We start from the raw sequence: 22,260 nt of genomic DNA on the forward strand, positions 1-22,260 counted from the left end.
CCGGCGCAGCATGCGGCACGATGCGGGAAAACCATCATGCGAGGCCGGCGCAGCATGCGGCGCGATCGGTGAACGCGAGGGCTATCGGACGCGGCGCGCGAGCCATTACAATCGCGCCCATGAACGCATCGAACACTTCCCCCGCATCGCCTGCAGCGCTGCCGCGCATCGCCGTCCTCGCCACCGGCGGCACCATCGCCGGCGCCGCGCCGGACGCGGCCAGCACGGCCGGCTATCAGGCCGGTGCGCTCGGCGTCAATTTCCTGCTGGACGCGGTGCCGGCGCTCGCGTCGGTTGCGCGCATCGACGCCGAGCAGGTCGCCAGCATCGACAGCAAGGATCTCGCGCTGCCGCTCTGGAATACCCTCGCCGCGCGCATCGATGCGCTCGCCGCCGACGACGCGATCGACGGTATCGTCGTGACGCACGGCACCGACACGCTCGAGGAAACCGCGTACGCGCTGCACCTGACCGTGAAGACCGACAAGCCGGTCGTGTTGACGGCGGCAATGCGCCCGGCGACCGCGCTGTCGTCCGACGGTCCGCTCAACCTGCTCAACGCCGTGACGGTCGCCTCGCATCCGGCGGCGCGCGGGCAGGGCGTGCTGGTTGCGTTCAACAACAAGATCCATTGCGCGCGCGACGTCGTGAAGACCAGCACCTATGCGGTCGACGCGTTCCATTCGCCGGAGCTCGGCGTGCTCGGCTGGGTGCAGGACGGGCGGGTCGAGTTCGCGCGCCGCGCGACGCGTCCGCATACGCGCGCGGCGCAACTGGCGATGGCCGCCGCGTGGCCGCAGGTCGAGATCGTCACCAGCTATGCCGGCGTGTCGCGCACCGCCGTCGACGCGCTCGTCGCGGCCGGCGTGCGCGGGCTCGTCGTCGCGGGCACGGGCAACGGCTCGATCCACGCGACGCTGCAAGGCGCGCTGGCCGATGCGGCGAAGGGGGGCATCGCGGTCGTGCGCGCGTCGCGGGTCGGCTCCGGGCACGTGATGCGCAATGGCGCTGCATCGGACGACGCGCTCGGCTTCGTCAGCGCCGGCTCGCTGAATCCGTTCAAGGCACGCGTGTTGCTGATGCTCGCGCTGGCCAACGGCGTGAGCGGGCAGGCGGCGTTGCAGCAGGCGTTCGACACGTACTGATACAGAAGCTGAACGCGGGTTTGCCACACGTCATGAAAAAAAGCAGGCCGCCGGCCTGCTTTTTTGTGTCCCGATCCCGGGCGAGCGCTCAGGCCAGCGGCGGAATCACCAGCTTCTGGCCCGGATAGATGCGGTCCGGGCTCGACAGCATCGGCCGGTTCGCTTCGAAGATCGCGTCGTACTGGGTCGCGTCGCCGTATTGCGACTTCGAGATCGCGGACAGCGTGTCGCCGCTCCGGACTTCGTAGAACGTCGCCTCCGGCGCCGGATTGTCGACCGTGAGCGCGTCGCCGTCGACCGCCGCGACGCCCTGCACGTTGCCCGCCGCGACCGTGATCTTTTCCTTGGCCGCCTGGTCGCCGACGCTGCCCGACAGCGTCACGGTGCGCGACGCGCCGTCGAAGGCGACCGTGAGGTTCGACGTGTCGAAGCCCTGCGCGGCGATGTAGTTCTTGATGGCGTCGGCCGCGGTCTGGTTCGCGGCATTCGGGTCGGTCGCCGCTTGCGCGTCGCTCTCGCCCAGCAGTTTTTCACCCGCTTCCTTGATAAACGAAAGAAGACCCATCGCGATGCTCCTTCAGGTGGTTGGAACGGAAAACGCGCCGTGAAGCGGCAAACAAACGCCGCGCGAAGCGCGAACGCGCGCGCGGCGGATTTTTCTTGAAAGCGTGGCGAGAGTGTAGGCGCCCAAAGCGGCGCTTGCATGAAAAATTGCCCACGCGAACGTCAAGAAGTGTCACGCTCGAATCCGGCCGGCCGTTATCCGACGACGAGCACGCCGTTCATCTGTTCGTGCCCGGAGCCGCAGAAGATGTCGCACAGGAACACGACCGTACCGGCGTTGCCCGCCTGCGCGGGCAGGTGCACGACCGCGCCGGGCGGCACGTCGGCGCGCACGCCGTAGTCGGGGATCGAGAAGCCCATCACCGTGTCCTCGGCGGTCAGTTCGAACACGACCGATTCGTGCGGCGCGAGCGGGATGCGGTCCGGTGTGAAGACGAAGCGCCGCGCATGAACCTTGATGACGCGCGGCGCGGCCGCGCGCGCCTGCCAGCCCGCGAGCGTCGCGATGACCGCGACGCCGGCGGCCAGCAGCCAGCGGCGGCGCGCCGGCCTTGCCGGGCCGGCGCGCGTGACGCGTGCGGGACGATCGATGTGACGCATGATCGGCTCCTCAAAGCGTGCCCGACGGCGCGACGGGCATTTCGGTCAACTGGTACGCGCCCGGCGCGTCGGCGCGCCGCACCTCGCGCCAGCCGAGCCCGCGATACGGCGCGGCGGCGTCCCACGGCACCGGCAGGCGCTTGGCCTGCGAGCCCGCCGCAGGCAGCGGGAACATCAGCGAGCGCGCCGCGTGATGCGCGATGTGGCCGGTCATCGCGTGGTGCTCCTGATGGATGTGACCGTAGAACACGGTGACGTTCGGGTACGGCATCAGCACCTCGACGACCTTCGCGCCGTCGCGCGTCGCCCAGTCCCACTGCGGCGCGAGGTCGAACAGCGGGCGGTGCGTGAAGACGACGATCGGCGTGCCGCGCGGCAGGCGCACGAGATCCTGCGCGAGCCATTCGATCTGCGCGTCGCCGACGCGTCCGGCAGGGTCGGATACGTTGTCGACGGTGACGAAATGCACGCCCTTGTGATCGAACGCGTAATGCGTGGTGCCGAAGTGCTCGCGGTACGCGGCGCCGCCGTCGAGCGCGGCGTCGTGCTCGCCGGGCATCAGGTAGAGCGGCTTGACGCGCAACTGCGCGATGATCGACTGGAACTGCGTCATCCGCGCATGGCGCTCGGCGGTGTCGTCGGTCGTATGCGTGAGGTCGCCCGTAAACATCACGAAATCGGGCGGCGAAGGCAGCGCGTTGACTGCGGCGATCGCCTTCGGCAGCGTGCCGGCCGCGTCCGGGTTGATCGCGGGGCCGGTGAAGCCCCAGTGCGCGTCGGAGAGCTGGACGAAGAAGAAATCGTCGGCGCGCGCCAGGCTCCAGCCGGGCAGCGCGGACGCGAATGCGGCGCCGCCGTAGGCGGCGAGGCGCAGGAAGTCGCGCCGTTTCAGGGACACGGGCAGGTTCGACATGACAGCTCCTTCGAAAGTGACGGGGCATGCCTGTGATACCGGCCGGGACGGGCATCCATTCCCGGAATATTTTCGTGCCGGCGCGCGACCGGCGGGAATAAACTCGACGGGCGGGCGGTATCAGCCAGGACGGCGCGCGCTTCGTGAGCGGGGCGCCAGCGTATTCCGGACGGCGCGGCCGGCAGTCCGCGCGCGCAAGGGAGGCGACGTGGGGCAAACCGGGCGGGCGGCCGACGAGCATGGCGCGAGCGATGCGCAAGGCGCCGACGCGTCGCGCAGCCGGCGCTTTCAAACGCTTGCGCTGCCGCATCTGGATGCGGCGTACAACCTTGCGCGCTGGCTGTCCGGCAACGCGAACGACGCGGACGACATCGTCCAGGAGGCGTTCATGCGCGCGTTCCGCTTTTTCGATTCGTGCCGGGGCGACAGCGTGCGGCCGTGGCTGCTCGCGATCGTGCGCCGCACCTGGTACACGGAATGGAATCGCCGCGCGGCCGCGCACGAGGTCGCGGCCGCCGAGGAACTGGAGGGTGCGGCGTTGCCGGACGACTGGCGGATTGCCGCCGACGATCCGGAAACGATGCTGATCCGGGGCGAGGACGCGCGGCGCGTACGCGACGCGCTCGTGCGGCTGCCTGCCGAATATCGCGAAGTGCTGGTGCTGCGGGAGATGGAGGATCTGAGCTATCGCGAGATCGCGGCGATCGCGGACGTGCCGGTGGGGACCGTGATGTCGCGGCTTTCGCGCGCGCGGCGGCGGCTGGCCGCGATGCTTGCGGACGCGCCGCGCGGCACGGACGCGCGGGCACCGCGAGGGGGCTGCGCGGACAGTGCGGGTGGCGCGGGCGGCAGAGGCGGCACGGCAGCTAACGAAGTGGCCGCCGGGCAAGCGGCCGGCGGGTCCGGGCTGCGCGAGTCCGGCCATTCGCGCGGAGTTGACGCCGGCCGTGCGTCCGCTGCGACGGACGGTTCCGCATCGGAGGCTATCGATGGACTGTAACGAAACGCGCATGCTGCTCGACGCGGACGTCGATCGGGAATTGCCGCCGACCGATGCGCTGCGCGTGCAGCGCCACGTCGACGGCTGCGACGCCTGCCGCCGCGAGCGCGAAACGCTGGCGGCGCTGGGCCGTGTGGTGAGGCAGGCCGGCTATCATCGCGCGCCGGATGCGCTGCACGCGCGCATCGCCGCTGCGTTGCCGGCAGGCGCCCGGCGCGAGCCGCTTGAGACGCGGGCCGCGCGGCCCGCGGGCTGGCGCGGCTGGCTCCGGCGGGTCGGGTGGGGCGCCGCGGCATCCGCAGGCGCGGGAACGGGAACGGGAACGGGAACGGGAACGGGGGTGGCCGGCGCTGGCGCGAAGGCCGGTGGGCCGGCATGGGCCGGACGGCCGTTTGCGGCGCTGCCCGCCGGCTGGCTCGCCGGGCTGGCGTTGGCGCTGGCGCTGGGCGCGGCAGGCGGCGCGGCGCTGACGGCGCAGCGGCTGACGGCCGACCGGCTCGCCGACGAACTGGTCGCAAGCCACATTCGCGCCGGGCTGTCGGCGCGGGATGTCGATGTCGTCTCGACCGACCGGCATACGGTCAAGCCGTGGTTCAACGGACGTCTCGATTACGCGCCCCCGGTCGCTGACCTGAGCGCGAACGGATTCGTGCTCGCGGGCGGCCGCCTCGACTACGTCGGGCAGCGCCGCGTCGCGGTGCTCGTCTACCGTTACCGGCAGCACCTGATCGATGTGTACGTGTTTCCGGGGACGGATGGCCTGGCGTCGCGCGCCGCGGTGCGACAGGGCTATGCGCTCGAGCGCTGGCAGGCGGCCGGCATGACCTGGTGGGCGGTGACGGATGCCGAACCGTCCGCGCTCGCCGCGTTCCGGGCGGCGTTGACCGCCCGCGTCACGGTGCCGCGCACGGAGTGACGCGGCCCGGCGCCGCCCGCGCGCGACGGCGCACGGCCGGGCTGGGAGGCGCGGCGGCCGCCCGCGCCCCAAGTCGTTGAAAACACGGCCGAAACGCACCGCGTATGATGCAAGAACCTTGCGTGAGGTTCGCATCCGGGTTAAACTCTTCGGCTTCTCACTTGCCGCACCGGTTCCGACGCCCGGGTGGCTTCAATCCACAAGGAGTGTGTAATGCGTCATTACGAAATCGTATTCATCGTGCACCCCGATCAAAGCGAGCAAGTGCCCGCGATGATCGAGCGCTACAAGTCCACGATCACGTCGCACGGCGGCCAGATCCACCGTGTCGAAGACTGGGGCCGTCGCCAGCTGGCCTACATGATCGAGAAACTCGCGAAGGCTCACTACGTCTGCATGAACATCGAGTGCGACCAGACGACGCTCGACGAACTCGAACACGCGTTCAAGTTCAACGACGCCGTGCTGCGTCACCTCATCGTCAAGATGAAGAAGGCCGAGACCGGCCCGTCGCCGATGATGAAGGAAGTTCAGCGCGAAGAAGCCAAGAAGGCGGCTGCTGCCCAGCCGACCGAAGCGCAGGCTTAAGCTCGTAGCATTTAAGCCACCAAGGAGCGCGCCACCCACGTGAACAGGCTGCAATTGACGGCGAGCGTCGCCGAACGCGCACCGGTGCGGTACACCCCCGCCGGCGTTCCGATCGCAAGCGCCACGTTGCATCACCGCACGGAGGTCGTCGAAGCAGGCATTCGCCGCCAGGTCGAGATGACGATCGAGGCGGTGGCGGCAGGCGAGGCGAGCGGCAGGCTGGAAAGCTGTGAAATGGGCGTCGAAACGCTGTTCACAGGCTTCCTGGCAAAGAAAAGCCGCAACGCGAGAACCTTGGTGTTTCACATCACAGCATTGCAGGACATTGGAAAGGACTGAACATGGCCCGCCCCACTGGTAAGAAATTCGACAAGCGTCGTCAGCAACAAAACCCGCTCTTCAAGCGCAAGAAGTTCTGCCGCTTCACGGCAGCCAGCGTCGAGCAGATCGACTACAAAGATACGGATACGCTGAAGGACTTCATCGGCGAAAACGGCAAGATCACGCCGGCTCGCCTGACGGGCACGAAGGCGCACTACCAGCGTCAGCTGGACACGGCGATCAAGCGCGCACGCTTCCTCGCGCTGCTGCCGTACACCGATCAGCACAAGGCGTAATCAGGCGACGCAATAAGGAGAATTCGAATGCAAATCATTCTGTTGGAAAAAGTCGCCAATCTGGGCAACCTGGGCGATATCGTCAAGGTCAAGGACGGTTACGCACGCAACTTCCTGATCCCGAACCGCAAGGCACGCCGCGCGACGAAGGACGCGATCGCTGAATTCGAAGTTCGCCGCGCCGAGCTCGAAAAGGTCGCCGCTGAAAAGCTGGCAGCCGCACAAGTGGTCGGCGAGAAGCTGAACGGCCTCGCGTTCGAAATCACGCAGAAGTCGGGCGTGGACGGCCGTCTGTTCGGTTCGGTCACGAACGGCGACGTCGCGGAAGTCCTGAAGGCAGCCGGCTACGTGGTCGAGAAGGCCCAGGTTCGCATGCCGGAAGGCCCGCTGAAGATGATCGGCGAGCACGGCGTGCAGGTCGCACTGCACACGGACGTGGTGGTCGACGTCACGATCAACGTGATCGGCAACCACGCGTAAGCGACATGCAGTCTCGCCGGGCGGCTCGCGCCGCCCGGATGAAGGGCAGGGCCCGGGCAACCGGTTCCTGCCTTTTTTGTTTCCCGGCATTGCGCCGCCCGGCTGGCGAAGCCCCGCCCAATTCGCGATAATCCCAAGCCATGAACGCGCCGAAAGATCCCCAAATCGAATCGCTGAAAGTCCCGCCGCACTCGCTCGAAGCCGAGCAGTCGGTGCTGGGTGGCCTGTTGCTCGACAACGCCGCCTGGGACCGCATCGCCGACTTCCTGTCGCAAGGCGACTTCTACCGTTACGACCACCGGATCATCTTCGAGCACATCGGCCGCCTGATCGCGGCGACGCGTCCTGCGGACGTGGTGACCGTGTTCGAGGCGCTGACCACCTCCGGCAAGGCCGAGGATGTCGGCGGGCTTGCTTACCTGAATGCGCTCGCGCAGAACACGCCGAGCGCGGCGAACATCCGCCGCTACGCGGAAATCGTCCGCGACCGCGCGGTGCTGCGGCGGCTCGTGTCGGTGGCCGACGAGATTTCGGCGGGCGCCTTCAACCCGCAGGGCAGGGAAGTCCGCCAGCTGCTCGACGAAGCGGAATCGAAGGTGTTCTCGATCGCCGAGGACGGCGCGCGCGGCAACCAGGGCTTTCTCGAGGTCGGGCCGCTGCTCACGCAGGTGGTCGAGCGCATCGACACGCTCTACCACACCGCGAACCCGAGCGACGTGACCGGCACGCCGACGGGCTTTGTCGATCTCGACCGCATGACGTCAGGCATGCACGGCGGCGAGCTGATCATCGTGGCCGGCCGCCCGTCGATGGGTAAGACCGCGTTCTCGATGAACATCGGCGAATACGTTGCGGTCGAATACGGCCTGCCCGTCGCGGTGTTCTCGATGGAAATGCCGGGCACGCAGCTCGTGATGCGGATGCTCGGCTCGGTCGGGCGCCTGGACCAGCACCGGATGCGTACCGGCCGCCTCACCGACGAAGATTGGCCGAAGCTGACCCACGCGGTGCAGAAGATGAGCGAGGCGCAGATCTTCATCGACGAGACGGGCGGCCTGAACCCGATGGAATTGCGTTCGCGCGCGCGGCGGCTCGCGCGCCAGTGCGGCAAGCTCGGCCTCATCATCGTCGACTACCTGCAGCTGATGAGCGGCTCGTCGCAGGGCGAGAACCGCGCGACCGAGATCTCGGAAATTTCACGTTCGTTGAAGAGTCTGGCGAAGGAGCTGGACGTGCCGGTGATCGCGCTGTCGCAGCTGAACCGCGGCCTCGAGCAGCGTCCGAACAAGCGTCCGGTGATGTCGGACCTGCGTGAATCCGGCGCAATCGAGCAGGATGCGGACGTGATTCTGTTCATCTACCGCGACGAAGTCTACAACCCGGACAGCCCGGACAAGGGCACCGCGGAGATCATCATCGGCAAGCAGCGTAACGGCCCGATCGGGCCTGTTCGGCTCACGTTCATGGGGCAATACACGAAGTTCGACAACTTCGCGGGCGCGCAGAACTTCTACGGCGAGTGATGCCGGATGTAAACCCCCAATTGGGGAATCGTTGTATCTCGTCTCCGCGCGCACGCATGTTCGGCATGTTCGCCCGGCGATGAGACGTTAAACGGTACAATGTCGCCGATTTTTATGACAGCCGTTTGACCCTCTCTCAGGAATTCCATGTTCGGTCGATTCATGCCCACCGAGGGCAAGTTCTTCGAAATCTTCAATGCGCACGCGAAGTACATCGTTGCCGGTGGTCGCGAGCTCGAACTGCTGATCGACAATCTCGCCGATGCCGAGATTCACAAGCAAAACGTGCAGTCCGCCGAAAAGGCCGCTGACAAGCTGACGCACGAAGCGATCGACTTGCTGCACAAGACCTTCATTACGCCGCTCGATCGCGACGAGATCCACAAGCTCATCACGACGATGGACGACATCCTCGATCTGATGGAGGACGTCGCAACGTCCGTGTCGCTGTACGACGTGCGCGCAGTGACGTCGGAAGCGACCCAGCTCGCGCACATCGTCACGCAGTCGGCGCAGCATGTGCAGCAGGCGGTGGCGCTGCTGTCCGACATGAAGCAGTCGAGCCAGATCCTGAAGGCGTGCGAGGAGATCGACCGCTGGGAATCGGAGGCCGATCGCGTGCTGCGCGGCGCGATGTCGAAGCTGTTCCGCGAAGAAGACGACGTGAAGACGCTCATCAAGCTGAAGGCGATCTACGAGCTGCTCGAGCAGATCACCGACAAATGCGAGGACGTGGCGAACATCATCGAAGGCATCGTGCTGGAAAACGCCTGAGCAGAACACGATGCATTCGATACAACTTGCCCTATGGATGGTCGCGGCGCTCGTGCTGGTCGCGCTCGTGTTCGATTTCATGAACGGTTTCCACGACGCGGCGAACTCGATCGCCACCGTCGTGTCCACCGGCGTGCTGAAGCCGCAGCAGGCGGTGGTGTTCGCCGCCGTGTTCAATGTCATCGCCTATTTCATCTTCCACCTGAAGGTCGCGCAGACCGTCGGTAAAGGCACGATCGACCCGGGGATCGTCGACCATTACGTCGTGTTCGGCGCCCTCGTCGGCGCGATCGGCTGGAACGTCATCACCTGGCATTACGGCATCCCGTCCAGCTCGTCGCACGCGCTGATCGGCGGTCTCGTCGGTTCGGCGATCGCCAAGGCGGGCTGGGGCTCGCTCAACCTCGACGGGCTGATGAAGACGGTTGCGTTCATCTTCATCTCGCCGCTGCTTGGCTTCGTGCTCGGCTCGCTGTTCATGCTCGGCGTGTCGTGGCTGTACTTCCGCACGCCGCCGAGCAAGGTCGATCGCCGCTTCCGCAGGATGCAGCTGTTGTCGGCGGGGCTGTACAGCCTCGGTCACGGCGGCAACGACGCACAGAAGACGATCGGCATCATCTGGATGCTGCTGATCGCGACCGGCTATGCGTCGGCGACGTCCGACGCGCCGCCGATGTGGGTAATCGGCGGTTGCTATCTGTCGATGGGTCTCGGCACGCTGTTCGGCGGCTGGCGCATCGTGCGCACGATGGGCCAGAAGATCACCAAGCTGAAACCGGTCGGCGGCTTCTGCGCCGAAACCGGTGGCGCGATGACGCTGTTCCTGGCGTCATTCCTCGGCATTCCGGTGTCGACGACGCACACGATCACCGGCGCGATCGTCGGCGTCGGCGCGACGCGCAAGCTGTCCGCCGTGCGCTGGGGCGTCGCGGGCAACATCGTGTGGGCGTGGGTGCTGACGATCCCGGCTTCGGCGCTGATCTCCGCCGCCGGCTGGTGGGTCGGCCACCGGATCTTCTGATCGAGCAGCACGCCGCTGCATCGCGCACAGCGCCGCATGCCGTCAGGCTGCGGCGCTTTTTGTTCGGGTCGGCAGAATAGGGCGCGCGCGGGCGTGCTCAGTAACCGCTGGTCGCGAAGCGCGCGATCGGGTCGTCGCTGGTGCCGGTCGGGGCGTCGACGGGCGCGGACAACGTCGATGCCCGCAGCACCTGCACGCCGTCGGACGAGACCATCCGGGTCTGGCGTGCCGCGTCGCTCGCGGTCGGCGGCGGCGGTTCGAATGCGTCCGCGCTGCCCGACGACGCGACCATGCCGGCCGGCTGGAGGGCGAGCGTCGGGATCGTCGCGCTCGCGGAGGCCGCCGCGGCATGGCTCGGCCCGTTCGCGAGGTCCGGCGCGACGGCGCCCGCCGCTTCGGCCTGCTGCTGCGCGGCGAGCAGGCGCGCCGGCGGCGGCTCGTACGGATCGGCGCCGATGCTTGCACGCGCGATGCGGCGCGGCGGCGCGCTTGCCGCCGCCGGTTGCGGGCGCAGCGGGGCTGCGGCGACCGGCGCGGGCGCGGCGGCGAGGGTGACGGCGGCCGCGGCGGGCGGCGCCGCGCGCCGCGCGTCGTAGGTCGGCGTATCGAACGGCTCGGGTGCCGTGCGCGGCGGCGCGACGCGGCGGATGCCGTCGAAGCGCTTCGCCCAGTACGGGTTCGTCACGTAGTCGAGCCGCACGGTGCCGCCCGTCGACGGCGCGTTGACGAAACGCAGCTTGCCGACATAGATGCCGACGTGCGAATGCGGGCGTCCGGTGGTGTTGAAGAAGATCAGGTCGCCCGGCGCGATCTGGTCGGGATCGATCGATGCGCCGCGCCCGCTCATGTCGGCGGTGGTGCGCGGCAGGTTGACGTCGGCCGCGCGGCCGACCACATAGCGCACCAGCCCGCTGCAATCGAAGCCGCTGTCCGGCGTATTGCCGCCCCAGCGGTACGGCACGCCGACGAGGCTCATCGCCTGGATCGAGATTTCTTCCTGGCCGACGCTATGGTCGACGAAATTCGGGAAGTTGGACGGCGGGCGGTATGCGCGCGGCGTCGCGATAGTCATCCCCGACGAGCGCGACGACTGCGGCGGCACGCTGGAACAGGCCGCAAGCAGCGAGACGACGGCGAGAGGGAACCAGATTCGGAGCATGACAGGCGGGCGAACGCGGCGCGCTCGCCAATCGTGTGACTACGGGCAAACCTGATGGTAGTCCGTGCAGCGGGGCTTAGGCAACCGTTCCTGAGACTTTACTTGAAGTTTCGCGCGCCGATGTGGCAATACCTGGCGAAGCATGGCGAATGCGAGGCATCGGTCGGGTGCGGTTCCCGCTCCAAACGACTGCGTGGCGCCTGTCTCGCCCGGGTTCCGTCTCCCCAAAAGAAAAGCGGCGCTCCGGAGACCGGAGCGCCGCGACGCGTGGTGTGCCGAGTCCGGCCGGCGAATGCCGGCAGGCGGCGTTACAGGATGTCCGACGCGTAGTCGGCGAGGCGCGAGCGTTCGCCGCGCGCGAGCGTCACGTGGCCGCTGTGTCCCCAGCCCTTGAAGCGGTCGACGACGTACGTGAGGCCCGAGCTGCCTTCCGTCAGGTAAGGCGTGTCGATCTGCGCGATGTTGCCGAGACAGACGATCTTGGTGCCGGGGCCCGCGCGGGTGACGAGCGTCTTCATCTGCTTCGGCGTCAGGTTCTGCGCCTCGTCGATGATCACGTACTTGTCGACGAACGTGCGGCCGCGCATGAAGTTCATGCTCTTGACCTTCAGGCGCGAGCGGATCAGCTCCTGCGTCGCGGCGCGGCCCCATTCGCCGGCTGCGTCGTCGGTCTTCTGCAGCACTTCGAGGTTATCGTCGAATGCGCCCATCCACGGCTGCATCTTCTCTTCCTCGGTGCCCGGCAGGAAGCCGATGTCCTCGCCGACCGGCACCGTTGCGCGGGTCACGATGATCTCGTTGTAGCGCTTGTCGTCGAGCACCTGCGCGAGGCCCGCGGCGAGCGCGACGAGCGTCTTGCCGGTGCCGGCCTGGCCGAGCAGCGTGACGAAGTCGATCTCCGGGTTCATCAGCAGGTTCAGCGCGAAGTTCTGCTCGCGGTTGCGCGCGGTGATGCCCCACACGTTGTTCTTGTGGTGGCTGTAGTCGCGCAGCGTCTGCAGCAGCGCCGTCTTGCCGTTCAGTTCGCGGACGATCGCGTGGAACGTCGGCTCGCCGTTCTGCGGCTCGAGATAGACGAACTCGTTGACGAGCATCGACCCGGCGAGCGGGCCGGTGACGCGGTAGTAGGTCGTGCCCGTCTTGGTGTCCTGCCAGCTCTCCATGCCCTTCGCATGTTTCGCCCAGAAGTCCTGCGGCAGTTCGCGCACGCCCGAGTAGAGGAGATCCTTGTCCTCGAGCACCTGGTCGTTGTAGTAGTCTTCGGCGGGCAGGCCGAGCGCATGCGCCTTGATCCGCATGTTGATGTCCTTCGACACCAGCACGACCTGACGGTCCGGCCGCTCGCGCTGCAGCGCGCGCACGACGCCGAGGATCTGGTTGTCGGCCTTGCCTTGCGGCAGGCCTTCGACGGGCTCGATGGTCGTGAGCGTCGTCTGGAAATACAGGCGGCCGAGTGCCTCGCGGCTGCCGAGGCGGGCAAGCGGGATGCCTGCCGAGATCGCGCCGGCGTCGGCGACGAGCGCGTCGAGCGTGCGGCTCACCTGGCGCGCGTTGCGCGCCACTTCGGACATCCCCTTCTTGTGGTTGTCGAGTTCCTCGAGCGTCATCATCGGCAGATAGACGTCGTGTTCCTCGAAGCGGAAGAGGCTGCTCGGGTCGTGCATCAGCACGTTCGTGTCGAGCACGAACAGCTTCTGGACTTCGGCCTCGGCGGCCTTGCGGCTGCGCGACTTCGGCTTCGCGGCCGCCTCGCCCGCGGGGGCGGCGGCCGGTTTTGCCGCGGCCGGTTTGTCGGCGCGCGCGGCAGGCGCGGCAGGCGCCGGCACGGGCTGCAGCAGCGCGGCCGTCTGCCTGGTCTTGCGGGTGCGCGCCGGAGCAGGCGCTGCTTCCTCGGCCACGGCGACCGCGCGCAACGGCGCGGCGGTGTTGGCGGCGGGTGTCATCGGCTGAGCCACGCTGGCCGGGCCGTATTCATCCGTGTCGGACAGGTCCCCTTCGGCGGATTGCTTTGCGGCTTTCGCGGGCCGCGCTTTCGCCTTGTATTCGTCGGGCGGCAGCAGGCTGCCGAGCTTGCTGGGGGGAGTAGGCAAAGGCATGGTGTCCCTCGGGAGGAATCGTGTCTCAAGGCGTGCGCCGCTGGTCGCATTCTGCTGCGTGAATGTGCGGGCAGTCTGCGCGCGGTGGCGCACATGGAATTCGAATCGCCGGTTCGCCTAAATGTCGATCAGCTCCTTGACGGGGTGACGGGCCGGGAGGACCCCGGCATGCGATCCATAAAAAAAGCCGCTGCCCCGTCGACCGGGACAAGCGGCTCGGCTCTTACCGTCGTGCTGCGCGTCACATGCCTGACGGCATCGCAACGACCAGCGGCGCAGCTACGAGAAAAATGGGGCGAACATGCATTCATTGCGGCCCAATATAGCGCGCCTCAAAGCGCTTGTACAGCACCCAGCACGTCGTCCACGTGACCCGGCACCTTGATGCCGCGCCATGCCTGGCGCAGCACGCCGCCGGCGTCGATCAGGAAGGTCGAGCGCTCGATGCCGCGCACTTCCTTGCCATACATTTTCTTCATCTTGATGACATCGAACAGCTGGCACAGCGCTTCGTCCGCGTCGGAGATCAGCGCGAACGGCAGCTCGAGCTTGGCCTTGAAATTGTCGTGCGAGCGCAGGCTGTCGCGCGACACGCCGACGATTTCCGCGCCGGCCTTCTGAAACGCCGGATAGAGATCGCGGAACTGCAGCCCTTCGGTCGTGCAGCCGGGCGTGTTGTCCTTCGGATAGAAATACAGCACGAGCTTCTTGCCGCGCAGGTCGGACAGCGAAAGCTCACCGCCCGTGGCCGGCGCGGTGAAATCGGGAACTTGACGGTCTACTTCGACGGACACGTGTTTCTCCTGTTGTTATTGGCGGGCGCGTTTGCGACAGTGCGTTTGCAAGCGCTCGTCGGCGGCGGCGCGTGTGGAACGGCATGTTTGCGAGGGCGCCTGTGTGACGGCGCGTGGCGTGCGGCTGCGCAGCGCGCGTACGGCGCGCACCGCGCATGCTCAGTCGGGCTGGACGATCAGCTCGCCGGAGCGGCCGGGGATCTCGCCCCAGGTGACAGGGTACGATGGCAGTGTGTCACGGTCCAGCGTCGCGTAATAGTCGCCCATCGTCGCGAACGTGTGGCCTTGCGCGCGCCAGCCAGCGAGCAGTTGCTCGAACACCGGTGCGAGCTTCTGGCCCTCCAGCTCCGCATGCAGCGTGAAGACCTGGTCGTGCGGATTGGTTTCGGTGAACTTGAGAATATGGGCGGCGACGTTGTGCGTGTCGACGCCGTCGATGCCGAGGATTTCGTCGAGGGTCGGCAGCGTGGTCGGCATCTGCACGTGCGCGAGCGTCTTGCCGCGGACGACCGGCAGGTACGGCGAGTGGCCGCGGCCGTCGGACGCGTAGCGCATTCCCCACGCGTCGATCTGCTCGAACGCGGCGTCGTTCATCTGCCAGCCGGCCGCGCCGTGCGTAACGGGCGGCGCGCCGAAGATCTCGACGAAGCGCGCGTGGCTCTTGCCCATTTCGCGCGCGGTCCAGTCGCGGTCGCGCTCGCGGACGTTGTCCTGCCAGTACACGTGATCCCACGTGTGGATCCCGCATTCGAAGCCGGCCTCGTGGATCGCGCGCATGTCGGCGATCGCGCGCCGGCCGATGTCGGGGCCGGGCAGCAGCACGCCGTACATCAGCTGCTTCACGCCGTAATGCTCGACCACCGACGTGCGCGACACCTTCTTCAGGAACCCCGGGCGGAACACCCGCCGCAACGCCCAACCGGTGTGGTCGGGCCCGAGGCTGAAGAGGAAGGTCGCGCGCGCGGCGAAGCGGTCGAAGATGCGAGCGAGGTTCGGCACGCCTTCACGCGTGCCGCGCAGCGTATCGACGTCGATCTTGAGAACGATGCGAGCCAAGCGACGTCCTTTAGCCTTGCTGCTCGACGAGCGCGCGCGCGTCCGCGACGTGGCCGCGGTACGCTTCGAAGATCTTGCGCAGCGCGTCGTCGAACGTCGACTGCGGTGCCCAGCCGAGTTCCTGCATCGTGTTGTCGATCTTCGGCACGCGGTTCTGCACGTCCTGGTAGCCGTTGCCGTAATACGCGCCGGACGTCGTCTCGACCAGATTCACGCGCTTGGCCGAATCGGTGTATTCCGGGAACTCGGCTGCCAGCTCGAGCATCTTGTGCGCGAGTTCGCGTACCGAGAAGTTATTGTTCGGATTCCCGATGTTATAGATCTTGCCCGATGCGATGCCGTTCGGGTTGTCGATGATCTTCATCAGCGCGCTGATGCCGTCGTCGATGTCGGTGAACGCGCGCTTTTGCGAGCCGCCGTCGACCAGGCTGATGTTCTCGCCGCGCACGATGTGGCCGAGGAACTGCGTGACGACGCGCGAGCTGCCTTCCTTCGGCGTGTAGATCGAGTCGAGGCCCGGGCCGATCCAGTTGAACGGACGGAACAGCGTGAAGTTCAGGCCTTCCATCCCGTAACCCCAGATCACGCGGTCCATCAGCTGCTTCGAGCAGGCGTAGATCCAGCGCGGCTTGTTGATCGGGCCGTAGGTGAGGGCGGAGTTGTCCGGGTCGAACTGCTCGTCGGCGCACATGCCGTATACCTCGGACGTCGACGGGAACACCAGGTGCTTGCCGTACTTCACGGCCGAGCGCACGATCGGCAGGTTCGCCTCGAAATCGAGCTCGAACACGCGCAGCGGCTGCTTGACGTAGGTGGCGGGCGTCGCGATCGCGACCAGCGGCAGGATCACGTCGCACTTCTTCACGTGATACTCGACCCACTCCTTGTTGATCGTGATGTCGCCTTCGAAGAAATGCATCCGCTCGTGGTTGACGAGGTCGCCGAGCCGATCGGTCTGCATGTCCATGCCGAACACTTCCCAATCGGTGGTTTCAAGAATGCGCTTCGACAGGTGATGGCCGATGAAGCCGTTCACACCCAGGATCAGGACTTTTTTTGCTTTCATGAATGACGGGAAGAATGAATGAACTGCGCGAATTCAGCGGGCGATACGGCGGTTTCGCCGCCGTCGCGCTGTCGCCGCAGTTCGAGAATGGCCACGGCGCGGCTGTCACCGCAAACGCCGAATAATACATTATCGCTGACGTGCAGGCCCGGCGCCAAATTGGCGGCCGCGGCCGCGGCCGCGGCAGCGCTGCCGGGCGCGGCGAGGCGCGCCCGGGCGACCACGAAGCGCGTGCCGTCGAGATCGGTGAACGCGCCCGGATAAGGGGGCGCGACTGCCCGGATCAGGTTGTAGACGCGGGCTGCCGGCTGCGACCAGTCGACGCGGCCGTCTTCCGGCTTGCGTCCGCCGTAGTAGCTGCCGGCCGCGAGATCGTTCGGCAGGTGCGGCGCCTCGCCCGCGAGCAGCGCGGGCAGCACGCGCCAGAGCGTCTGCTCGGCGGCGACGGTGACCTTGTCGAACACCTGGGCGGCGGTGTCGTCCGGCAGGATCGGCACCGCGGTCTGGCCGACGATCGCGCCGGCGTCCGGCTTCGCGGCCATCTCGTGCAGCGTCGCGCCGGTTTCCGTCTCGCCATGCAGGACCGCCCAGTTGGTCGGCACGCGGCCGCGGTACTTCGGCAGCAGCGAGCCGTGCATGTTGTACGCGCCGCGCGGCGCGAGCGCGAGCAGCTCGACCGGCAGCATGTGCCGGTAATAGAACGAGAAGATGAAATCCGGCTGCGCGTCGGCGATCGCGCGGCGCAGCGCCGGGTCCGCCGGGTCGGCCGGCGTGACGACCGGGATGCCGTGCTCGGCCGCGACCGATGCGACGCTGCCGAACCAGATGTTCTCGTTCGGATTGTCCTCGTGCGTGACGACGAGCGCGACGTCCACGCCGCGCGCGAGCAGCACCTGCAGGCAGCGCACGCCGACGTTGTGGTAAGCGAAGACGACGGCGCGCGGCTTCATCGCGTGACCTCCTGGCGGGTGGCGGGCACGGTGACGCCGGGCGCGCCGTCGCGCGTCTCGAGCACCGTCTGGATCAGGTAGCGGGGCCGCGCGCGAACCTGCTGGTAGATCCGGCCGATGTATTCGCCGAGCAGGCCGAGCGCGAAGATGATCACGCCGAGCAGGAAGAACGTGATCGCGAACAGCGTGAACACGCCTTGCACTTCCGCGCCGACGATGAAGCGCCGCACCAGCAGCAGCACGAACAGCGCGGCGGAGCCGAGCGACAGGATCACGCCGATGAACGACAGCCATTGCAGCGGCACGACCGAGAAGCCGGTGACGAGATCGAAGTTCAGGCGGATCAGGCTGTACACCGAGTACTTCGATTCGCCGGCGAAGCGCTCCTCGTGCGCGACCTCGATTTCGGTCGGGTTCTGCGCGAACGTGTAAGCGAGTGCCGGGATGAACGTGTTCACTTCGCCGCAGCGATTGATCGTGTCGATGATGTGGCGGCTGTACGCGCGCAGCATGCAGCCCTGGTCGGTCATCTTGATGCGCGTGATGCGCTCGCGCAGCCGGTTCATCGCGGCGGACGCCTTGCGGCGCCACAGGCTGTCCTGGCGCTGCTTGCGGATCGAGCCGACGTAGTCGTAGCCCTCGCGTATCTTCTCGACGAGCTTGCCGATCTCCTCGGGCGGGTTCTGCAGGTCGGCGTCGAGCGTGATGACGATCTCCCCGAGTGACTGCTCGAAGCCGGCGAGGATCGCCATGTGCTGGCCGTAGTTGCCGTTCAGGAGCACGACGCGCGTCGTGTCCGGGCGGACGCGGAACTGATCGGCGAGCATCGCGGCCGAGCGGTCGCGGCTGCCGTCGTTGATCAGGATCACTTCGTACGACGTGCCGAGCGCGTCGAGCGCCGGGTACAGCCGCGCAAAGAGCGCGGCGAGGCCGTCTTCCTCGTTGTACACGGGGATGACGACCGATACTTCCGGACGGCCGGCGTCCTGGTGTCCGGCGCGTGCTTCAGGGTGACTCATTTCCGGTTACTTTCCGTATTGTTCGCAAATCTGGTTGGTGGCGTCGACGACGCGCGTGACGTCGCTTTCCGTCATCTGCGTGAAGAGTGGCAGCGTGACGGTCGACGCTCCGTACCGTTCGGCGTGGGGGAACATCCCCTCCGTGAAGCCGCGCGCGCGGTACAGCGTGAAAAGGTGGATCGCCGGGTAGTGGACGCCGGTGCCGATGCCGCGCTCCTTCATCTGCGCCATGAACTCGCTGCGCGTGAGCGACAGCTTCTCGAGCGGCAGCGTGATCTGGAACATGTGCCAGTTGCTGTTCTCGAAATCGGCGACCGGCAGGCCGATGCCGAGCTTCGCGGCCGGGCCGCCTTCGAATGCGGCGAAATACGCGCGCGCGAGCGCGCGGCGCTGTTCGGTGAAGCGCTCGAGGTGCGGCAGCTGGCCGAGGCCGACGCGCGCGGCGACGTCGGTGAGGTTGTACTTGCCGCCGAGCACGTCGCAGTCCATCCCGTCGAAGCCGGTGCGGGTGATGCCCTGCAGCCGGTATTTCTGCGCGAGGGTCGCCTCGTCCTCGTTGTTCAGCACGAGTGCGCCGCCCTCGATCGTCGTCAGGTTCTTGTTGGCATGGAAGCTGAACGACACGATGTCGCCGATCGCGCCGATGCGCTGGCCTTTCCACGTCGAGCCGAGTGCCTGCGCGGCATCCTCGACCACGCGCAGCTTGTGTGCGCGCGCGATCGCGTACAGGCGGTCCATGTCGACCGGCAGGCCGGCCAGGTAGACCGGGATGATCGCCTTGGTGCGCGGCGTGATCGCCTTTTCGAGCAGGTCGAGATCGATGTTGCGGGTGACCGGGTCGATGTCGGCGAACACCGGCGTCGCGCCGGTCTCGAGGATCACGTTGCTCGTCGACACCCACGACGCGGGCGTCGTGATGACCTCGTCGCCGGGGCCGACGCCCGCGATGCGCAGGCCGATCTCGAGCGTGCAGGTGCCCGAATTGAACGCGCGCACCGGACGCCCGCCGCAATAGTCGGACAGCGCGGCCTCGAAGCGCTGGTTCTGCGGGCCGGTGGTGATCCAGCCCGAGCGCAGTACCTCGACGACGCCCTGGATGGTTTCCTCGTCGATCTCGGGACGGACGAAGGGCAAGAACGGAACGGCAGTCTGGCTCATGAACGCTTGGCTCGTAGTGGCGTGTAATAAAAGGGCCGGGCGTGTCGCCCGGAACCGGCATCGAACGCCGGCTGGCACATTCGTGCCGTGATGCATTGCCGGCGGCGGGCGGCGCTCAACTGCGCGCGAGCACGACCACGCCGACCAGGATGATCCCGATGCCGACGAGCCGCTGGATCGACAGCACCTCGCCGAACAGGTACCACGCGGCGAACGCGTTGACGACGTAGCCGAGCGACAGCATCGGATACGCGATCGATACGTCGACCCGCGACAGCCCGAGGATCCAGACGACCACGCTCAGCACGTAGCAGCCGAGGCCGCCGATGATGGGCAGCTGGGTGGCGATCTTCAGGCCGACGGGCACAATGTTCGCACGGGTGAATTCGAAGTGTCCAACGGCGTTGACGCCGGCCTTCAGCAGCAGCTGGGCGCAGGCGTTGAGCATGACGCCGGTGATGATGCAGACGAGCGAAATCGGGTTCACGGAAAGGGGGTCCTCAGGGTTGCGGCTTCTCGACGATCACGCGGCGGTTGTCGCGCGCGATCACCTGCATCGGCAGGCCTTGGGCGGCGAGCGCCGCGTAGCGGGCGGGCGGCATGATCGCGAGCGCGTAGCGGTCCGCCTTCCAGCGGGCGACCCACTCGTCGACGGTCGGGATCCACTTGCCCGGCTCCATCGAGATGCCGAACGACAGCTCGTCCTGGCGCGCGACCATGATCGTCGTGTGGCGTGCGTAGAACGGGAACGTATGGTCGAGCGTCTCGACCGCGTAGAACGGCGTGTCGGCCGGCAGCTTCGCCAGCTCGGCGCGCACCGGCGGCGCGAGCAGCGCGCCGGAGCTGTAGCGGCCGAATTCGTCGTGGCCGGTGCCGCCGATCGTGCCGAACAGCAGCCAGGCGGCGCCGAACGCGATCAGCGTGCCGACGATGCCGCCGTGCGCGCGGCGGCCGAGCCGCACGGCGACGAGGGTCAGTGCGAACGCGACTGCGAGGCCGCCGTACAGCCACAGCATGAACGCGCGGTACAGCGCGTTCGGCGTGCGCGCGTCGCCCAGGTAGGCGAGCGAGATGATGCCGAGCGCCGCGGCGACGTAGAACACCAGGTAGCCGAGCAGGTGGCGGCGCAGGCGCTCGGCGGTGACGAGCGGCAGATAGGCGCCGATCACGAGCGCCAGCGCCGGCGCGACGGGCAGCACGTATGAGATCAGCTTCGAATGCGATGCGCTGAAGAACAGGAAGATGAATGCGCTCCAGATCAGCAGCACGAGCATCGGCGCAAAGCCGTTCGGCTGGCGCGGCATCCGCAGCGCGTGGCGGATGCTCTGCGCGGCCACCGACAGCCACGGCAGGAAGCCGACCAGCAGCACCGGCACGAAGTAATAGAACGCGCCGGGGCGGTTCTGTTCCGGGGTCAGGTAGCGGCGGAACTGCTGGACGATGAAGAAGAAATTGAGGAATTCCGGGTTGCGCTGCTGGACGAGCACGAACCACGGCGTGACGATCGCGAAGAAGATCACGAGGCCGCTGACGAGGTACAGACGCTTCCAGAGCGCCCAGTCGCGCGCGATCAGCGTATAGAGGACCAGCACGGCGCCCGGCAGGATCAGGCCGACGAGCCCCTTGGACAGCACCGCGAGCGCCATTGCCGCCCAGCACAGCCACATCCAGCCGCGCACCGCGCCGGGGCGCAGGCCGGGCCGCTGCGCGAGCAGCAGCGCGCAGAGCGTGACGGTCATCCAGAACGCCAGGCCCATGTCGAGCGCGTTGAAGTGGCCCATCAGGTTCCAGTACGGCGAGCACGCGAGCACGAGCGCGGCGAGGAAGCCGCACAGCGGGTTGAAGAGCCGCGCGCCGGTATAGCCGACGACCAGCACGCCGCCGAAGCTCGCGAGCGCGGTGTAGAGGCGCGCCTGCCATTCGCCGATGCCGAACCACGCGAACGTGAGCGCGTTGAGCCAGGTCTGCAGCGGCGGCTTCTCGAAATACTTGTAGCCGTTGTAGCGCGGGGTGATCCAGTCGCCGGTGGCGAACATCTCGCGCGCCATTTCGGCGTAGCGGCCTTCGTCGCTGGGGATCAGGTGGCGCCAGCCGAGCGGCACGAACCAGATGACGGCCAGCGCGACGACCAGAAGGACGAGCGCGGCACGATTGAGCGGTAGCCTCGACGGCGTATCGTTCATGGTGGAAGCCTGTTGGTTGTTGTGGTGAGCCGCCGGCGACGTCGGCCGGGGCCTGCGCGCCGGGGCGGGAATCGGACCCGCGCCGCCGGCTAGAGTTTTAGCGCATTCCGGATTAACGTTCGATTAAGAGCGCGGCGGCGACCTTGCGGCCCTCGGCCATCAGGATGTTGTAGGTGCGGCAGGCCGCCTGGAAATCCATCGTCTCGACGCCGATCCGGCGCGCGGTGAGCGCCGCGACGAGGCTCGGGTGCGGGAAGCGCAGCCGCGCGCCGCTGCCGAAGATGACCAGCTCGGGCGCGGGCGCGAGCAGCAGCGCGAAGTGCTCGGGCGTGAGCGCGTCGAACGACGACACGGGCCACGCCTGGACCGGCGCGCCGGGCAGCACGATGACGCTCTGCTCGTGGCGTTCGAGATTGATGTCGACGTAATCGGGGCCGTAGCCGGTGACGGTATTGAGCGCGCCGCTCGTGTCCTGGTGCAGTTTCAAGTCAGTATGTCCGCGGTTCCGAAGGGGGGATTTCGACGCGCGACGCGCGCCCGGGCCGCCGCGTTGCGCCACGCGCCCGAGGGCCCGAGCCCCGGCGCGACCTTGGTGCATTGCGAAAGTTGGCCAAAATCCGCTAAATTATAGCTTTTTA

24 protein-coding genes and 1 pseudogene are annotated in these 22,260 nt (G+C 67.3%); 11 read left to right on the forward strand and 14 right to left on the reverse strand.

Annotated features, from left to right (window positions below; genetic code table 11):
• Window positions 1-119 precede the first annotated feature (119 nt).
• Window positions 120-1,145 (forward strand): asparaginase, encoded by a 1,026-nt coding sequence (locus LIG30_RS19740; RefSeq protein WP_038714708.1) that lies wholly within the window; start codon window positions 120-122, stop codon window positions 1,143-1,145.
• Between the two features lie 88 nt (window positions 1,146-1,233).
• Here LIG30_RS19740 and lysM read toward each other — a convergent pair whose 3' ends face one another.
• The 3 genes from lysM to LIG30_RS19755 form a co-directional block, all read right to left on the reverse strand.
• Window positions 1,234-1,710 carry a peptidoglycan-binding protein LysM gene (lysM, locus tag LIG30_RS19745; RefSeq protein ID WP_038714711.1) on the reverse strand — a complete coding sequence of 159 codons (477 nt, stop codon included), beginning with the start codon at window positions 1,708-1,710 and terminating at the stop codon, window positions 1,234-1,236.
• A 194-nt stretch (window positions 1,711-1,904) separates the two neighbouring features.
• Window positions 1,905-2,309, reverse strand: a complete 405-nt coding sequence (locus tag LIG30_RS19750; RefSeq protein WP_038714713.1) for a cupredoxin domain-containing protein — start codon at window positions 2,307-2,309, stop codon at window positions 1,905-1,907.
• A gap of 10 nt (window positions 2,310-2,319) precedes the next feature.
• Window positions 2,320-3,222 (reverse strand): metallophosphoesterase family protein, encoded by a 903-nt coding sequence (locus LIG30_RS19755; protein WP_038714715.1) that lies wholly within the window; start codon window positions 3,220-3,222, stop codon window positions 2,320-2,322.
• A 208-nt stretch (window positions 3,223-3,430) separates the two neighbouring features.
• On the opposite strand from LIG30_RS19755, the gene LIG30_RS19760 reads away from it, so the two are divergent.
• The 9 genes from LIG30_RS19760 (at window position 3,431) to LIG30_RS19800 (ending at window position 10,141) form a co-directional block, all read left to right on the forward strand.
• Window positions 3,431-4,222 (forward strand): RNA polymerase sigma factor, encoded by a 792-nt coding sequence (locus LIG30_RS19760; protein WP_083494099.1) that lies wholly within the window; start codon window positions 3,431-3,433, stop codon window positions 4,220-4,222.
• Entirely contained in the window at window positions 4,212-5,138 is a 927-nt protein-coding gene (locus LIG30_RS19765) for a zf-HC2 domain-containing protein (protein ID WP_038714716.1), read from the forward strand. Before LIG30_RS19760 ends, LIG30_RS19765 begins: the two co-directional genes overlap by 11 nt.
• Window positions 5,139-5,351: 213 nt before the next feature.
• Window positions 5,352-5,726, forward strand: coding sequence for a 30S ribosomal protein S6 (gene rpsF / locus LIG30_RS19770; RefSeq protein ID WP_004193673.1), 375 nt, complete (start codon window positions 5,352-5,354; stop codon window positions 5,724-5,726).
• Between the two features lie 39 nt (window positions 5,727-5,765).
• Window positions 5,766-6,065 carry a primosomal replication protein N gene (gene priB, locus LIG30_RS19775; protein ID WP_038714717.1) on the forward strand — a complete coding sequence of 100 codons (300 nt, stop codon included), beginning with the start codon at window positions 5,766-5,768 and terminating at the stop codon, window positions 6,063-6,065.
• 2 nt (window positions 6,066-6,067) lie between these two features.
• The gene (gene rpsR / locus LIG30_RS19780) at window positions 6,068-6,343 is read left to right on the forward strand and encodes a 30S ribosomal protein S18 (protein WP_038714718.1); all 276 of its coding nucleotides are present in this window, start codon (window positions 6,068-6,070) and stop codon (window positions 6,341-6,343) included.
• Between the two features lie 27 nt (window positions 6,344-6,370).
• Window positions 6,371-6,823 (forward strand): 50S ribosomal protein L9, encoded by a 453-nt coding sequence (gene rplI / locus LIG30_RS19785; RefSeq protein WP_038714720.1) that lies wholly within the window; start codon window positions 6,371-6,373, stop codon window positions 6,821-6,823.
• 140 nt (window positions 6,824-6,963) lie between these two features.
• A complete protein-coding gene (locus LIG30_RS19790; RefSeq protein ID WP_038714722.1) occupies window positions 6,964-8,346 on the forward strand; it encodes a replicative DNA helicase in 1,383 nt (460 codons plus the stop codon).
• Window positions 8,347-8,493: 147 nt separating this feature from the next.
• On the forward strand, window positions 8,494-9,120 hold the full coding sequence (locus tag LIG30_RS19795) for a DUF47 domain-containing protein (protein WP_038714723.1): 627 nt from the start codon (window positions 8,494-8,496) through the stop codon (window positions 9,118-9,120).
• Window positions 9,121-9,130: 10 nt separating this feature from the next.
• Window positions 9,131-10,141, forward strand: coding sequence for an inorganic phosphate transporter (locus tag LIG30_RS19800; protein WP_038714725.1), 1,011 nt, complete (start codon window positions 9,131-9,133; stop codon window positions 10,139-10,141).
• Between the two features lie 97 nt (window positions 10,142-10,238).
• Here the strand turns inward: LIG30_RS19800 and LIG30_RS19805 are convergent, their stop codons facing one another.
• The gene (locus LIG30_RS19805) at window positions 10,239-11,300 is read right to left on the reverse strand and encodes a C40 family peptidase (protein ID WP_038714727.1); all 1,062 of its coding nucleotides are present in this window, start codon (window positions 11,298-11,300) and stop codon (window positions 10,239-10,241) included.
• Between the two features lie 308 nt (window positions 11,301-11,608).
• Entirely contained in the window at window positions 11,609-13,396 is a 1,788-nt protein-coding gene (locus LIG30_RS19810) for a PhoH family protein (protein WP_038714730.1), read from the reverse strand.
• Between LIG30_RS19810 and LIG30_RS27550 the strand changes: the two are divergent.
• A pseudogene (locus tag LIG30_RS27550) lies at window positions 13,304-13,536 on the forward strand (hypothetical protein). The gene LIG30_RS19810 and the pseudogene LIG30_RS27550 sit on opposite strands and share 93 nt — an antisense overlap.
• 192 nt (window positions 13,537-13,728) lie before the next feature.
• On the opposite strand, the gene LIG30_RS19815 reads toward LIG30_RS27550, so the two are convergent.
• The 9 genes from LIG30_RS19815 to LIG30_RS19855 all read right to left on the reverse strand — a co-directional run bounded on the left by LIG30_RS19815 (window position 13,729) and on the right by LIG30_RS19855 (window position 22,109).
• On the reverse strand, window positions 13,729-14,190 hold the full coding sequence (locus LIG30_RS19815; protein ID WP_038714731.1) for a peroxiredoxin: 462 nt from the start codon (window positions 14,188-14,190) through the stop codon (window positions 13,729-13,731).
• Window positions 14,191-14,349: 159 nt separating this feature from the next.
• A complete protein-coding gene (locus LIG30_RS19820; RefSeq protein ID WP_038714733.1) occupies window positions 14,350-15,246 on the reverse strand; it encodes a polysaccharide deacetylase family protein in 897 nt (298 codons plus the stop codon).
• A 10-nt stretch (window positions 15,247-15,256) separates the two neighbouring features.
• Complete coding sequence (locus LIG30_RS19825) at window positions 15,257-16,312, reverse strand: bifunctional UDP-4-keto-pentose/UDP-xylose synthase (RefSeq protein ID WP_051995097.1); 1,056 nt, start codon at window positions 16,310-16,312, stop codon at window positions 15,257-15,259.
• A complete protein-coding gene (locus LIG30_RS19830; protein ID WP_038714735.1) occupies window positions 16,309-17,262 on the reverse strand; it encodes a formyltransferase in 954 nt (317 codons plus the stop codon). Before LIG30_RS19830 ends, LIG30_RS19825 begins: the two co-directional genes overlap by 4 nt.
• A complete protein-coding gene (locus LIG30_RS19835) occupies window positions 17,259-18,281 on the reverse strand; it encodes a glycosyltransferase (protein ID WP_038714737.1) in 1,023 nt (340 codons plus the stop codon). The genes LIG30_RS19830 and LIG30_RS19835 overlap by 4 nt, the downstream gene beginning before the upstream one ends.
• Window positions 18,282-18,287: 6 nt before the next feature.
• Window positions 18,288-19,439, reverse strand: a complete 1,152-nt coding sequence (locus LIG30_RS19840) for a DegT/DnrJ/EryC1/StrS family aminotransferase (protein ID WP_038714739.1) — start codon at window positions 19,437-19,439, stop codon at window positions 18,288-18,290.
• A gap of 115 nt (window positions 19,440-19,554) precedes the next feature.
• A complete protein-coding gene (locus LIG30_RS19845; protein WP_038714741.1) occupies window positions 19,555-19,926 on the reverse strand; it encodes an EamA family transporter in 372 nt (123 codons plus the stop codon).
• A gap of 13 nt (window positions 19,927-19,939) precedes the next feature.
• A complete protein-coding gene (locus tag LIG30_RS19850; protein ID WP_038714742.1) occupies window positions 19,940-21,622 on the reverse strand; it encodes a glycosyltransferase family 39 protein in 1,683 nt (560 codons plus the stop codon).
• A gap of 112 nt (window positions 21,623-21,734) precedes the next feature.
• On the reverse strand, window positions 21,735-22,109 hold the full coding sequence (locus LIG30_RS19855; RefSeq protein ID WP_038714743.1) for an Mth938-like domain-containing protein: 375 nt from the start codon (window positions 22,107-22,109) through the stop codon (window positions 21,735-21,737).
• Window positions 22,110-22,260: the final 151 nt, after the last annotated feature.

It is taken from the genome of Burkholderia sp. lig30 (assembly GCF_000687455.2).
Classification (GTDB): Bacteria; Pseudomonadota; Gammaproteobacteria; order Burkholderiales; family Burkholderiaceae; genus Burkholderia.